The organism is Actinomadura sp. 6N118, from assembly GCF_044326415.1.
Taxonomy (GTDB): domain Bacteria; phylum Actinomycetota; class Actinomycetes; order Streptosporangiales; family Streptosporangiaceae; genus Spirillospora.
In genome coordinates, this window is sequence record NZ_JBIRAZ010000024.1 from 24,096 (window position 1) to 38,068 (window position 13,973).

The 13,973-nt window shown below is 71.1% G+C and carries 11 protein-coding genes; 4 read left to right on the plus strand and 7 right to left on the minus strand.

The window, feature by feature from the left end; all coding sequences use genetic code 11:
- Positions 1-10: 10 nt before the first annotated feature.
- Positions 11-1,999, minus strand: a complete 1,989-nt coding sequence (locus ACH34W_RS43730; protein ID WP_395967126.1) for a hypothetical protein — start codon at positions 1,997-1,999, stop codon at positions 11-13.
- A 93-nt stretch (positions 2,000-2,092) separates the two neighbouring features.
- Positions 2,093-3,166, minus strand: a complete 1,074-nt coding sequence (locus tag ACH34W_RS43735) for a hypothetical protein (RefSeq protein ID WP_395967127.1) — start codon at positions 3,164-3,166, stop codon at positions 2,093-2,095.
- Positions 3,167-3,378: 212 nt separating this feature from the next.
- On the opposite strand from ACH34W_RS43735, the gene ACH34W_RS43740 reads away from it, so the two are divergent.
- Positions 3,379-4,410 (plus strand): hypothetical protein, encoded by a 1,032-nt coding sequence (locus ACH34W_RS43740; RefSeq protein WP_395967128.1) that lies wholly within the window; start codon positions 3,379-3,381, stop codon positions 4,408-4,410.
- Positions 4,411-4,544: 134 nt separating this feature from the next.
- On the opposite strand, the gene serC is transcribed toward ACH34W_RS43740, so the two are convergent.
- The gene (serC, locus tag ACH34W_RS43745) at positions 4,545-5,672 is read right to left on the minus strand and encodes a phosphoserine transaminase (protein WP_395967129.1); all 1,128 of its coding nucleotides are present in this window, start codon (positions 5,670-5,672) and stop codon (positions 4,545-4,547) included.
- A 116-nt stretch (positions 5,673-5,788) separates the two neighbouring features.
- Between serC and ACH34W_RS43750 the strand changes: the two genes are divergently transcribed.
- Positions 5,789-6,313 (plus strand): S26 family signal peptidase, encoded by a 525-nt coding sequence (locus ACH34W_RS43750; protein ID WP_395967130.1) that lies wholly within the window; start codon positions 5,789-5,791, stop codon positions 6,311-6,313.
- Here ACH34W_RS43750 and ACH34W_RS43755 read toward each other — a convergent pair.
- From ACH34W_RS43755 to ACH34W_RS43765, 3 genes are all read right to left on the minus strand, one after another.
- On the minus strand, positions 6,259-8,118 hold the full coding sequence (locus ACH34W_RS43755) for an ABC transporter ATP-binding protein (RefSeq protein WP_395967131.1): 1,860 nt from the start codon (positions 8,116-8,118) through the stop codon (positions 6,259-6,261). The genes ACH34W_RS43750 and ACH34W_RS43755 overlap by 55 nt on opposite strands.
- 118 nt (positions 8,119-8,236) lie before the next feature.
- On the minus strand, positions 8,237-8,398 hold the full coding sequence (locus tag ACH34W_RS43760; protein ID WP_395967132.1) for a hypothetical protein: 162 nt from the start codon (positions 8,396-8,398) through the stop codon (positions 8,237-8,239).
- Positions 8,399-8,551: 153 nt separating this feature from the next.
- The gene (locus tag ACH34W_RS43765) at positions 8,552-8,932 is read right to left on the minus strand and encodes a hypothetical protein (protein ID WP_395967133.1); all 381 of its coding nucleotides are present in this window, start codon (positions 8,930-8,932) and stop codon (positions 8,552-8,554) included.
- Between the two features lie 123 nt (positions 8,933-9,055).
- On the opposite strand from ACH34W_RS43765, the gene ACH34W_RS43770 reads away from it, so the two are divergent.
- A complete protein-coding gene (locus tag ACH34W_RS43770; RefSeq protein ID WP_395967134.1) occupies positions 9,056-11,866 on the plus strand; it encodes an ABC transporter substrate-binding protein in 2,811 nt (936 codons plus the stop codon).
- Between the two features lie 110 nt (positions 11,867-11,976).
- Here ACH34W_RS43770 and ACH34W_RS43775 read toward each other — a convergent pair whose 3' ends face one another.
- Complete coding sequence (locus tag ACH34W_RS43775) at positions 11,977-13,089, minus strand: citrate synthase 2 (protein ID WP_395967135.1); 1,113 nt, start codon at positions 13,087-13,089, stop codon at positions 11,977-11,979.
- A gap of 91 nt (positions 13,090-13,180) precedes the next feature.
- Between ACH34W_RS43775 and pdxH the strand changes: the two genes are divergently transcribed.
- Entirely contained in the window at positions 13,181-13,903 is a 723-nt protein-coding gene (pdxH, locus tag ACH34W_RS43780; protein WP_395967136.1) for a pyridoxamine 5'-phosphate oxidase, read from the plus strand.
- Positions 13,904-13,973 lie beyond the last annotated feature (70 nt).

A 13,973-nucleotide genomic window follows, 5' to 3' on the forward strand; every position in this document is an offset into this window, starting at 1 on the left:
GCTGTGGCCGTTAGAGCTCGGGTGGGGGTGGGGCGGGGCGGTCGGCGTCGGGTGGGCCCCAGGGGAGGCCGTGCTGCTCGCAGGCTCGGCGGAGTTCGTTGAGGTCGGGTGGGAAGGTGACCTGGCGGATGATGCGGCCTGTGGGGCTCCAGACCACGAGGCGGGGCATGCGGTCGGTGGAGTCGTCGATGCCGATGCCGCCGACGCGGTCGCGGTCGAGGTCCCATTCGACGCGGCCTTGGCGGGTGACGACGGCCAGGCCGGCGGAGGAGACGCGCAGCTGGGAACGGTTGCGGTCGTAGAGCCAGTAGCCGGCCAGGCCGATGAGGATCCCGGCGGGCATCGACCAGCTCGCGGTGGTGAAGAAGCCGCCCATGTCGGGGCCGAGCCATACGGCGCCGAGGATGGCGACCAGCTCGCAGAGGAGCACGCTCATCGCGTAGGTGCCGACGCGGGATCGGCGGGTCGCGTCGAGCAGGACGCCGGGGGCCGCCACGGCGCTGGGGGGCGGGGACAGTTCGAGTGGGGGGATGGTGACGGATGAGGCGGGGGCGGACAGGGTGGAGACGGCCGAGTGGAAGGCGGCGCTGAGGTAGGCGTCGTACTCGGCGTCGGTGATGGGGAGGCCGGCGCGGCGGGCGGACTCGCGGAGGTCGGTGCGGGAGATCCGGAGTGCGGAGAGGGGTGCGGCGAAGAACTCGTCGCCGTCGGAGTCGTAGAGGCGGACCCACGCGTGGCCGCCGATCGTCAGCAGCTCGATCCCGCCGATGCGGTCCTGCGGCATGCGCAGCACGACGTCGCCCGCGGCGTCGGCCCAGCCGAGGCCGTCGTCGGCGACGACCAGGCGTCCGCCGGGGACCTGCGCGAAGATCTCCGGCAGGCCGTCCAGGCCGTAGTCGGGGGTGCGGGTCGGGCGGGTGGCGGAGGTGATCACGCGGTAGCCGTGGTCGTCGAGCGCGTGCGCGAGCTGGAACGCGTCCAGGCCGTGCGCGGGCAGGCGGGCGACCAGGCGGAGCCGGTGGTCGAACGCGAGGACGGCGAGGGGCACAGGCCGGGGGTCGCCGGAGACGGGGTCTGGACGCAGGCCGGGGCCGAGAACGAGTGCGGCCACGTCGGCGGCGGGGACCTCGACGGTCACGCGGGGGCCACGGGCGTGCAGGCGTTCGCTTGTGATCTCCCACTGGACGTGATCGGCCCGCAGCAGGCGCCGCCGCGCGATGAGCACGGCGGTGATCGCGGCAAGCGCCCAGCAGCCCGCGGCGAGGCGGGGCCCGAAGCCGTCGGCGCCCTCAATGGCGATGCGCGTGACCATGGTGACGCCGAGCACGCCGGCGAGCCCGCCGAGGACGGCGATCCGGCGGCGGCTGGGAAGGGGGGCCGGTGTCGAGAGGTGAACGGGCGGGGCAGGGGCCGGTGGGTCGGACGGTTCGTGGGAGGCGGCGAGGAGCTGGGCTTCCTGGTCCAGGAGGCGCTGTTCGGCGGCGTGGTCGCGGGACAGGCCGGTGTCGTCCAGCCCGGGAACGCGCGGGGCGTCCTCGACGGCCGGGTCGAGCAGGTCGGCCGCCTCGCCGTCCAGGATGTGCATCGTGATGCCGAGGCGGCGGGCCGTCACGAAGAGGGCCAGCGGCTCCATGCCCATGGCCGACAGTTCGCCCACGGCGGTACGGCCGAACTTGTGGAAGACCGTCAGGACACCGTCGTCCGAGGTGAGGGCGAGGCCGTCGATCCGGGACCGCTCGTACCGCACCCCGCCGGGGCCGAGGCGTTCGAGGCCGTCCGCGGTCAGCCGCCAGTGCGGCCGGGGTCGGCGGCCACGGGCCTCGGGCGCCGCGCTCAGCAGCCACGGCGCGGCGGCCACGGCGGCGATCAGCGCCGCCCAGAGCCAGACCGGACGGATCGGCAGCAGCGCGAGCGCCACCGCCAGCAACGAGAACGGCCCCGCCGCCACCGGGCGCCACCGGCCTCCCGGCCCCTGCAGGCCGACCAGCTCATGCTCCACAGTTCCCATCCTCTCCGGAGCCTTGCGGGCCCGTTGCCTCCTTCCGACGATCCGATGAAGCGCTCTGTTCGAGAACGCTCGGTATGTAATCGTTCAGGACCGTTTGCGTACTACTCCGTAGCCGATGGCCGCGGCGATGCCGAGCACGAGGAACATCCCGACGCCGGTGCTCGTGGAGTCGCGGCTCCCCTCGCCGGCGCCGTCCTTGTCACCGCCCCGGGCTGCGGGTTTGGCGGCCGGGGACGGGATGGCGCTCTCCGGCAACGGCACCTCGTACACCGGCTGGCCACCGCCCTCTGAGCCGACGAGCAGGGACCTGCCGTCTGGCGAGTACGTGACCGACTCGCCCTGCTCCTGCGCGGGCAGTCCCACAGAACGCATGGATTTGCCGGGCCTCCCGTCGTCCTTCACGGAATAAATTCGCGCGCCGAAGTAGGTGCGGATGGCGTAACTTCGGCCGTCTGGCGCGAAGGCCCCGTCGGTGGCGATGGCGGGGGCGTCCCCGATCTTGCGCATCTTGTTGTATCCGCTGGTCCGCAGCCGTGCCGGTGCCTCGTACAGAGCACCCGAGAACAGCTTGCTCGCCACGTACAGCCGGTTGGTGCGCGGGTTGATCATCATCGTCTCGGCGTTGCGCGGGCCGTCCTCGTACTTGAGCTTGAACGAGGTCGCCCGCAGGGTCTGGCTGCGCAGCCGGGTGGGCTCGGGGATCCGGTAGACGGTGACGAACGGCCACGCGCCGCCGAGGTTGTCGCCGATGTCGGCCACGTAGATCGCCGGGCGGCCCTTCTCGTCCTGGCCGATCGCCATGCCCTCCCAGTCGCGGGCCCCCGCCCCCGCGAGGGTCAGCACCGCCTTGGTGGAGCCGTCGGGGCCCAGCGCGAAGATCTGCGCCACGCCGCCGGAGTCGTTGTGCGTGTAGATCACACCCTGGTGCCGCCTGCTGACCGCCAGCCCGCTGGACTCGTTGATCCGCGGATCGGAGATCTTGAAGACCACCTTCGGGTCGCGTTCCGCGGCGCCGGCCGGGGCGTCCGCGGTGGGAGCGGTGACCGCGGCGGCAGCGGTGACCGTGCCGGTGAGGGGGAGCGCGACGGCGAGGGTGAACGCGGCGAGGGCTGCAGCGGATCGGGTGAGCCGGCTGCGGCGCGGCGATGGCGATCGCATGAACTGATCTTCCCCGGTCCGGGTCATGTCGATCACGCGCTCCACGCCGTTCCGGTGCGTGCCAGACCCTGTTTCGGTCACGTTCAATTCAGCAGCGCGCCGACGACCACCGCGAGGACGAGCGCGGTCAGCACGGTGGGGAGCAGCCATTGGGGCGCACGGTTCACGTTCTGAGCTTATTCGCCCGGGCGCACGGCTCGAACCGGGAGCTCATGATCTGCATCTCATCCAGCATGTGCGGATTGTTCGGGTTGCTGCGTTCCCCCCTGGCTGACCACCCGGAGCGGGCGTCGGAGGCGTTCGTCACGCTGGGCACCTTGGCGGAGGAACGGGGGCGCGACTCGGCCGGCGTGGCCCTGTTGAACGGCAGGCCTGTGCTGCAGGCTGCCCGTCAGTCAGAAAGGGCCAACGGGTGCGAGGACGACCGCCGGTCCGACATGAGCCACACCGGCGTGCGGGTGATCAAGGGCCGCGGGCGGTTCTCGGGCATCTGGCGTGCGGACCTGCTCGACCGCCTGGACCGGTCGCCGATCGCGATGGGGCACACCCGGTGGGCCACCCAGGGCTCCCCGTTCGACCTGCTGAACGCCAGCCCGCTGGTAGTGCCGGACGGCACCGGGTCCGGCATCGTCGCCACCCACAACGGCGACGTGGAGGCGGGGGCACTGCGTGCTCGGCACCCGCTGCTGCCGCCCGCGCTGGGCACCACCGACAGCGAGCCGGTCTTCCAGCTCCTCGCCGGGTGCCGTGGCGCCGCGAACGTGACGGGACTGCTCGGCTCGCTCGTCGGCCGTGCCGCCCTCGCCTGGGTCGACCGGGCCCGTCCCGACCGTGTCCATCTGGCCAGGGCCGCGCTCAGCCCGCTGACCGTGGCGGTGGACACCGAGCAGAACTTCTACTGGGCCTCCAACCCGCGCTGGCTGGCCGAGGTCGAGCGGCACACGAAGGTGCGTTTCGCGTCCGCCGTGATGCTCCGCGAGGGCACCTACCTCCAGGTCGGGCTGACCGCCGCCTCGTCCCGCCGCCGTCCCCGGCCGCGCGTGCTCACCCGGGCGGGCTTCGTGCCGACCGCCCGCGACTGGGACCTTGATGATCGCGTGTGGACCGGCTTCACCGCCGCCGACATGGCCCGCGACCGTGCGACCCTGCGGCACCGCGTGATCAGCATCCCCGCGCCTCGGCAGGTGCCGGAGAAGGTCGCCGCCGCCACTGCGGTGTCGCCCGAGTTCGCCCCCGCCGTCTGACGTCCGTCTGACGTCCGTCCGACGACGAGAAAGCCGACCTCGGGCGCCGGGCGTGGAGGCCACGCCCGGCTCCGGGGCCGGCTCAGTCGTTCGAACGGCTCATGGGCTCGAACGGCCCATGAGCTCGAACGGGGTCAGAGACGCTCGACGATGTAGTCGACGCAGGCGGTGAGGGCCTCGACGTCGGCCGGGTCGATGGCCGGGTACATGCCGACGCGCAGCTGGTTGCGGCCCAGCTTGCGGTAGGGCTCGGTGTCGACGATGCCGTTGGCCCGCAAGATCTTGGCGACCGCCGCGGCGTCGACCTCGCCGGTGAAGTCGATCGTGCCGACCACCTGGGACCGCTGCGCCGGGTCGACCACGAACGGGGTCGTGTACGAGGTCTTGTCGGCCCAGGTGTAGAGACGCTGGGACGAGTCGGCGGTGCGGGCGGTGGTCCAGGCCAGGCCGCCCTGCTCGTTCATCCACTCGATCTGCTCGGCGAGCAGCAGGAGTGTCGCCACGGCCGGGGTGTTGTACGTCTGGTCCTTGGCCGAGTTGTCGACCACCGTCGGCAGGCTGAAGAACTCGGGGACGTAGCGGTCGGTGGCCGCGATCTCGTTGATCCGGGCGAGCGCGGCGGGCGAGGCGAGGGCCACCCAGAGGCCGCCGTCGGAGGCGAAGCACTTCTGCGGTGCGAAGTAGTAGACGTCGGTCTCGCTGACGTCCACGGGCAGGCCACCCGCGCCGGAGGTCGCGTCGACCAGGACCAGGGAGTCGTCGCCGCCGACCCGCTGGATCGGCATGGCCACGCCGGTCGAGGTCTCGTTGTGCGTGAGGGCGTAGACGTCGACGCCGTCCTCGGTGACGGGCTGCGGGTACGTGCCCGGGTCGCTGGAGATCACCGAAGGGTCGTCGAGCCAGGGTGCGCCCTTGGTGACCTTGGCGAACTTGCTGGAGAACTCGCCGAACGTCACGTGCTGGGACTTGGCGCGGACGAGCCCGAACGCCGCGATGTCCCAGAACGCCGTGGTGCCGCCGTTGCTGAGCAGGACCTCGTACCCGTCGGGCAGCGAGAACAGCTGCGACAGGCCGCTGCGGACCCGGCCGACCAGGGACTTGACCGGCTTTTGCCGGTGCGAGGTGCCCATGTAGGTCGAGCCGGACTCGGCCAGCGAAGCGAGCTGCTCGGGCCGGACCTTGGACGGGCCGCAGCCGAAGCGGCCGTCGGCGGGCTTGAGGTCTGCGGGAATGTCAATGGCTGGGTTCGCGCTCTCGGTCACCTGCTCAAGGGTAGTAGGCCCGGGGGAGCGATCTTCGGCGGGTCCGCATCGTGGGACGCCCGTTCCGGGTGGGCGCGCGGGCGAATGATCAATATGGTGCGGGGGTGCGCCATCAGATGACCACCCTGGCAGCGGGTGCCGCGATCGCCGCTACCGTCGCCGCCGCCGCCGTCGCCCGCCGCCGGCTGGTGATCGTGAATGTGACCGGGCCGAGCATGCTGCCCACGTACCAGCCCGGTGACCGGGTGCTCATCCGCCGGGTGTCCGCGCGGAGCCTCCGGCGTGGCCAGGTGGTGGTCTTCGAGGGGCCACAGGAGGGCCGGTGGCGCGCCGGTCCGCTGCCCGGGCTGGACGCCGCCGCATGGATGATCAAGCGGGTCACCGCGCTGCCCGGCGATCCGGTGCCCGGCGACGTCGTTCCCGCCGTCGCGGAGGCAGTGGTCCCGGAGGGGCGGCTGGTCGTCATCGGGGACGGCGTGTTCAGCGCCGACTCGCGCAGATGGGGATACGTCCCGGGCGATCGGGTGCTCGGCGTGGTCGTGCGCAGGCTCGTGTCCGGCCGGGCACCGGTGGAGCACGAGTCCGCTCAGCCCGGCTGGACGCCCGAGGGGGCCGGCTGGGTACCGGTGGACGGCTCGTAACCGCTGGCCTGCAGGGAGAACAGCCGGGCGTACTCGCCGTCCCGCGCCATGAGCTCCTCGTGCGAGCCCCGCTCGGTGATCTGCCCGTCGGAGAGCACGACGATCAGATCGGCCTCCCGCACGGCGCCGAGCCGGTGCGAGATGAGCACGCTGGTGCGGCCCGCGCGGTGGGTGCGCAGCCCCATGTGGATGGCGTGCTCGGCCTCGGCGTCCAGACCCGAGCTCGGCTCGTCCAGGATGAGCAGGTCCGACCGGTCGCGCATGAGCGCACGGGCCAGCGCGAGCCGCTGCCACTGCCCGCCCGACAACATCACGCCCGCCTCTTCGTCGTTGTCGCCGAAGAAGATCCGGCTGAGCAGCGTCTCGTAGCCGCGGGGGAGCGCGGCGAGGGTGTCGTGGATGCCGGCGCGCCGGGCGGCGTCTTCCAGCACCGCCTGGTCTCCGCCGCTCGCCAGGTCGCCGAGCATGATGTTCTCGGCGGCGGTCAGGTCGTACGACATGTAGTCCTGGAAGACCGCGCCGATTCGGCGGCGCAGCTCGTCCGGGTCGGCCTCGCACAGGTCCACGCCGTCCCAGCGGATCGAACCGCGCACCGGGTCGTACAGGCGGCACAGCAGCTTGACCAGCGTGCTCTTGCCCGCCCCGTTGAGCCCCACCAGCGCGACCGACCGGCCGTACGGGATGAACAGGTCGACCCCGCGCAACACCCACGGGTGGCTCTCGTCGTAGCGGAACCACACATCGCGCAGCTCGATGCCTTGGCGCAGCGCGGGCAGGGACACCGGCTCGGCGGGCACGGGCAGCAGGGGCTCGGCACGCATGACCTTCAGGTAGCGGCCGAACATCAGCAGCGCGTTGTGCGCGTCGGCCCACTGTCCGACGATCGTGTTGAGCGACGTCTGCACCCCGGCGACGGCGGCGATGAAGACCGAGACGTCGCCGATGCTCAACGCGCCATCGGCCGCCGCGAGGACGGCCCACAGCAGCCCGCCGCCCGCGATCAGTGCGCCGAGCAGTGAGAGCAGGCCCTGGCTGCGCAGGGTCCGGCGCTCGATGTCCTCCTCGGCGGCGTTGATGGTGCGCAGCTCGGTGAGCATGCGCTCGCGCAGGTGGCCGCCCAGGCCGAACAGCCGCACCTCTTTGGCGGCCTCGGGACTGCTGAGCAGGGCGCTGAAGAAGATCTGCCGCCGCGTGTTGGTACTGACGCCCCACATCATGCGGGCGCGCCGCCTGCTCAGCACGAGCTGGGCGCGGGCCGAGGGGAGGGCGGCGAGCAGGATGACGACGATCATGATGGGGCTGATCACGACGAGGGTGCCGACGAAGCCGATCAGCGTGATCGCGCCCTGGCCGATCGCGAGGGAGCCACGGACAATGCGGTCAGGCGCGTCCTGGCCCGCCTCCTGCGCCAGCCTGAGGTCGTCGTGGAAGGCGGGGTTCTCGAAGCGGCCGAGGCCCGGGTCGGCGTTCACCCGCTCGTACAGGCGTCCGGAGATGAGCACGCGCAGCGATCGGTGCAGCCGGCCCTGCATGTAGTCCGAGACGTACGGCATGACGATGAGGACGAGGCCCGCGGTGGCCAGCGCGACCGCGGCGGGAACCAGATCGGCGGCGGTCGTGCCCTTGCCGATCCCGTCCAGCACGACCTTGGTGAGCCAGGCCGTGACCACCGGCGCCAGGCCCATCAGCACCGCCGCGGCGACCGAGAAGGCCGTCGCTCCCGGCTGCGCCTGCCAGCTCAGTACGGCCGCGGACCGCGCGCGCTCCCAGAGCGTGCTGCCGTCGTCCCCGTCCTGCTCTTTCATGGGCTTGGCTCTCCCACTCGCGTTCGGCGGACCGGTCGGTAAAGCGGAACGGCATCCGCCTGGGCTTGATGACGGATGCCGTTCGCCGAAGGGCTGGGTCAGCCGGATAAAACGGTGACTACCAGAGTCGCTTGCAGTAGGTAATACCGCCCATGGGGCAGCACTCGTACACGCCGCCTCCACGGTATTCGCGCCAGCAGCCGGGGTCCGCGGACGCCTTGGTGTTGGGGGCGAGCCTGTCCAGCAGGCGGTCGCCGAGCTTGTTCAGGGAACGGATCATGGTTGGGATCCTCCGTCCGAGGTGAGCGCTGGTGATCAGCGCTCGGCTGCATGGACGGTAACCCTCTTCGCGATCTTCAAAATATGGTGAGGCTCGCCAGTGACGATCATGGAAATTGATCAGTTCTTGCACGTTTGACCGGCGTAGCGAGGGTCAACGGCGACGACGCAGGAAGGCCCAGAGGGTCAGGGCGACGAGAGCAGCGACGCAGATGGCGGCGATCGTGCCGGGTGGGTACAGCCAGGGGTCGCCCTTATCCCGGGCCTGCAGCGCGGTGTCGATCGAGTCGTATGCGAGGAACGCCAGCAGCAGCGCGGCGAGCGCGGCGGCGATGCGGCCGGAGAGGGCGTTCGTTCGGCGGCGCCTCGCCTCGCGTTCCTCCTCGTATCGAGTGAGCTCCGCCGCCGTGTCGGCCGCGGTGTCGGCAGCAGCGGGCTTGTCCGACCGCGACGCCGGTGCGGACGCCGGTTGTGACGACGGGCGGACACTGGGGCCGATATCGCCCTCCAGCGGCTCATCAATGTCATCGATCACGACTCAATCATCGCAAATGGGCTTCCCTTGTCCTGCCGGTGATCGATTTCATTGCCGTCGGCGTCTGATTGGTGACGCGCAGGAAGCCGGGAGAACCAGCGACCGTGGAGGTGCCGAGTGAACATGGGCGGCGATGTCACCCGGCTGGAGGGGTTGCTCAGCCTTTTCCAACGGATCAGGGAACGGCCGACGAGCCGGGCCGGTGATCGGCTGCGCCCCCTCTTGGTCACCATCGGGACGCCGCACGAGACCAGGCAGGTCGCCCATTTCTTCGTCGAGGCGTGCATGGCGGACGGCGGCCCCTACAGCCACATCACCGCCGACGGCCAGTCCTCGTTCACCGATCTCGCCCTGCTCCTACGGCACACCAGCCGCGATCTCTCTGCGAACCGGCCTCGCTTTGAGCCCGCGTTGCGCTTCCCGCTGCTGAGCATGGCGCTGTGGCTGCTGGAGTTGCGGCGGATGCGCCTTCAACAGGAGCAGGCTGGCGAGAACGAGCAGGCGCCGAGGTTCTCGTCCAACGCGCAGCGGCAAGCCTGGCAGCTGGCCGGCGACCTGCAGGCCGCCGAGGAGGACGCGCACCGCCGCACCCTGCTGGGCCGCGGCATCCGCAAGCGCCGCCAGATCGTCGTGCCCGCCGAACGACCGGGCGAACGAGGGCGGCTTGCTTCGGCACTCGTCCATCTGGAGCAGGTGGCGCCCATCGGGGTGGCGGCGGTGGCGCTGCTCAGCGCCGGTACCGCAGCCGCGCTGAACCTGGCCACGGCCATGCTGGCGGCCGCGGTCGGCATCGTCTTCATCGCCGGCCAGATCACCGCGCGGACGCGGGACTGGGCGGGACGGCGCCGCTATCGCTGGTTCACGACCACGCAGCAGACGTACCTGCGCGGCAACCGTTCGTCGGACTTCCTCGGGCTGGCCCTGGACGTCTTCTTCCGGGACGAGCCCGACCCCGGCATCCCGCTGGACGACGAGCTCGAACGGCTGCTGGTCGCCGCGTTCCTCCAGGACCTCCGGCACGGCTACCGGCGCAGCATCTGGCGGGCCGCCTGGGCACGGGTGCGTTATCCGGCGGTGGTCTTCGACCTCTTCCCAGCCGGCCACCCGAGCCGGGACCAGGCCCGGCGGTTCGTCGAGCGGATCGAGGAGCTGCGCCGGCATGAGGAGCGTTTCGATCCGCTCGTCATCGCGTTCCCGCTCGCCTCGGCGGACGAGGCCGGCCGGTTTGCCGACTCGGTACGGGTGCCGCTCGCCGAGCCCGCCACAGTGGACCTGGGCGTGCTGCGCGAGTACGGGGAAGGCAACCCGTTCTGGAACGAGTACCTCGCCGAGCAGCAGCGGGTGGCGGTGCTCGGCACGCGGCGGGCGTTCCAGGTGGATCTCGGGGCAGGCGACGGCTCGTCCACCGAGCCGATCCACCGGGGGCGGCGGCGGCCGTGGGTGACGCATCCGGCGATGCCGTGGATCGCGATGGGCGCAATCCTCGTCGCCTCGGTCACGGTGATCACGTTGCAGACGGTGCGCTACTGCTCACCGGTCTCGGTCTGGCACGCGGACAACGGCGAATGCATCGGCATCACCGATGGCTCGCACATCTACGCCAACCGGCTGGAAGGAGTCGAGAAGCGCATCCACAAGCTCAACGAGGACGCGGTGTCCTCTGGCAAGCCGTACGTCACGATCGTCTACCTGGGGCCGATGACCACGGACCCGCAGGACAAGAGCCTGCAGGCCGATCTGATGGCCGGGGTGCACGGCGAGCTGGTCGGCCTGTCGATCGCACAGGAGAAGCACAACGAGGCCAACGGGCAGCCGCGGCTGCGCGTCCTGCTGGCCAACTCCGGCTCGCGTTTCCGGTACGCGAAGGAGGTCGCCGAGCACATCCGGAAGAGGGCGGGCGAGGACCCGCGGATCGTGGCGGTGATCGGGTTCGGCCAGAGCAAACGGCAGACGGACGAGGCCATTGACGTGCTGGGCAAGTCGGCGCTGCCGATGCTCGGGACCACGAACACCTACGACTTGACCGCGCGCCGCAAGACCAGCTTCTCGCCGTACTACTTCCGTCTGGCGCCCTCCAACTGGCGACTGGCCCGGCACGCCGCGTACTGGAGCCGGAACGGGCAACTCGACGGTCTCCAGGCGTCCAGCGCGGACGTCTTCTACGACGCCTCCAAGGACGATCAGTACAGCCAGAATCTGGCCCGCGACTTCGCCGACTCGTTCAAGCCGGGCACGGTCCGGATCTTCGCGTACTCGGACCCGAGCCAGGTGCCGGGCAAGGTGGAGGAGGCGTGCGCGAAGCCGGCGCAGCTCTTCTACTACGCGGGCAGGTCGGACGAGTTCCGCTCGTTCATCAACAAGGTCGCCAACACCTCGTGCGGCGGCGGGAGCCTGGTCGTGCTGGGCGGGGACGAGGTCACCAAGTACGTGAGCGACAACGGTGCCGAGCTCGGCAGGACGGAATCGCTGCGGCTCTACTACACGCCGCTGGCGGCCAAGGAGGCGTGGGACCGCCGCTGGGTGGGCGACCGGCCGCTGCAGACGTTCTACGCCGAGTTCGAGCCGGTGGTCGACAAGCTGGTGGGCAAGACCGCCCCGGCGAACCTGCGCCCCTCCCGCACCCACGCGGCCATCGGTTACGACGCCGCCCGGACGATCATCAACGTGGCGGAACGGATCTTCGGAGAGCAGGCCCGGACACAACCCACGGCCGCGGCGATCCTGTCCGAGCTGACCGAACCCGACCGCCGCGCGTTCCCGCAGGGGGCGAGCGGGTTGTTGCTGTTCGGCCCGCGCACGACCGGGCACGAGGTCGAACAGAAGCCGGTGGTGCTGGCCAAGGTGGAGAAGAACGGCGCCACAACCGTCCTCCAGGTGTGCGGACGCCTCGTCGAGGGCGCGCAACCGGAGGCTTCTTGCCCGCCCAACCCCTAGCGGGGCGCATGGACAGTTGCGAGGCGGGCATGCAAAAGGCCCCCGGCGGGCTGCCGGGGGCCTCGAGCGCGTCGTGCGGGGGTGGCGGACGCCGTGCCGGAAAGAATCCGTCAGGCGTCGTTGCGCTTGAGGGCCTCCGCTGCGCCGGCGACGTCCTCGATGGAACGGCTGCCGGGACCGACGTACTTCGCGCTCGGCCGGACGAGGCGGCCGGTGCGCTTCTGCTCCAGGATGTGCGCTGCCCACCCGGCGGTACGGCCACAGGTGAACATGGCGGGCATCATCGCGGTCGGGACCTGGGCGAAGTCCAGGATGACCGCGGCCCAGAACTCGACGTTGGTCTCGATCGGGCGGTCCGGACGGCGCTCGCGCAGCACCGCCAGGGCGGCGTCCTCCAGGGACTTGGCTGCGTCGTAGCGCTCGGCGCCGAGCTCCCTGGCGGTACGGCGGAGCACGCGGGCGCGCGGGTCCTCGGCGCGGTAGACGCGGTGGCCGAAGCCCATCAGGCGCTCGCCGCTGTCGAGGATGTCGGTGACGACCTTGCGCGCGTCGCCGACCTGCTCGACCTTCTCGATCATCGGCAGCACGCGGGCCGGGGCGCCGCCGTGTAGCGGGCCGGACATGGCGCCGATGGCACCGGAGATGCTGGCCGCGACGTCGGCGCCGGTGGAGGCGATGACGCGGGCGGTGAACGTGGAGGCGTTGAGACCGTGCTCGGCGGCGGAGACCCAGTACGCGTCGATGGCCTGGACATGCTTGGGATCAGGCTCACCGCGCCAGCGGATCATGAACCGCTCGGTGATGGTCTTGCCCTCGTTGATGCGGCCCTGCGGGACCATCGGCACCGCCAGTCCACGGGCCGACTGGGCCGCGAACGACAGCGCCGTCACCGACACCTGGGCCAGGTTGGCGCGTGCCTCTTCGTCGCTGATGTCGAGCAACGGGCGCATGCCGTACGCCGGGGCGAGGATCGGCAGGGCGCTCTGGACGTCGACCCGGACGTCGCCGGAGTGGACCGGCAGCACGTGCGGCTCGGCCGGGGCGAGACCGGGATCGAAGCTGTCGTCGACCAGCAGACCCCAGGCGTCACCGAAGGAGACGCGGCCGACGAGTTCCTCGATGTCGACGCCCCGGTAGCGGAGGGCGCCGCCTTCCTTGTCCGGTTCGGCGATCTCGGTCTCGAAGGCTACGACCCCCTCGAGACCAGGTTTGAAGTCGGACATGTCGTCCTGCCTTTCGTCCCCATAGTGATAAGGCGGTGCCGTGCCATTGAACCCTGTCCGTCCTACTGGTGAGTACCCAGGTCCCTGTGAGATGCACAATGCCCTGGTGGGAGGCTCAGACGCTGTGGATCGCCCAACGCCAGACCCCGCACGGCTCCGGAGAGCTTATGAGGGAGGGGAATTGCTGGAGAGCGACGTGCCCGACAACCCGTTCGAGCTCTTCGACGCGTGGTTCGCCGGCGTCGCCGCCGCGGACCTGCCGGAGCCGAACGCGATGGTCCTCGCGACCGCCTCCGCCGACGGCGTGCCGAGTGCCCGGACGGTCCTGCTCAAGGGGTACGGGCCGGGCGGCTTCCGCTTCTTCACCAACCTGACCTCGGACAAGGCCCGGGACCTGGCGGCCAACCCCCGCGCGGCGCTCGTCTTCCCGTGGCACCCGCTTCACCGGCAGGTGCGAGTCGTGGGCCGGGTCGAGCCGCTGACGCACGCGGAGAACGAGGCCTACTTCAGTACCCGCCCGTACGGTTCGCAGTTGGGTGCATGGGCCAGCCACCAGTCCGAGGTGATCCCGAACCGGGACGTGCTGGAGGCCCGCTACGCCGAGCTAGCCGAGCGCTGGCCGGATCCGGCCGCGGCGGCCAACGAGCCTGGTGACGAGGGTGCGGCGAGTGTGCCGCGGCCCGACTTCTGGGGCGGGTACGCCGTGATCCCGGAGTCGGTCGAGTTCTGGCAGGGCCGCCTGGACCGCCTTCACGACCGCCTCCGCTACCGGCACGAGGGCCCCGAGTGGATCCTGGAACGCCTAGCCCCCTGACCACCGGAACGTCTAGCTCCTGACCACCGGAACGCCCTGCCCCTGACCACCGCACGCCCCGCTCAACCAG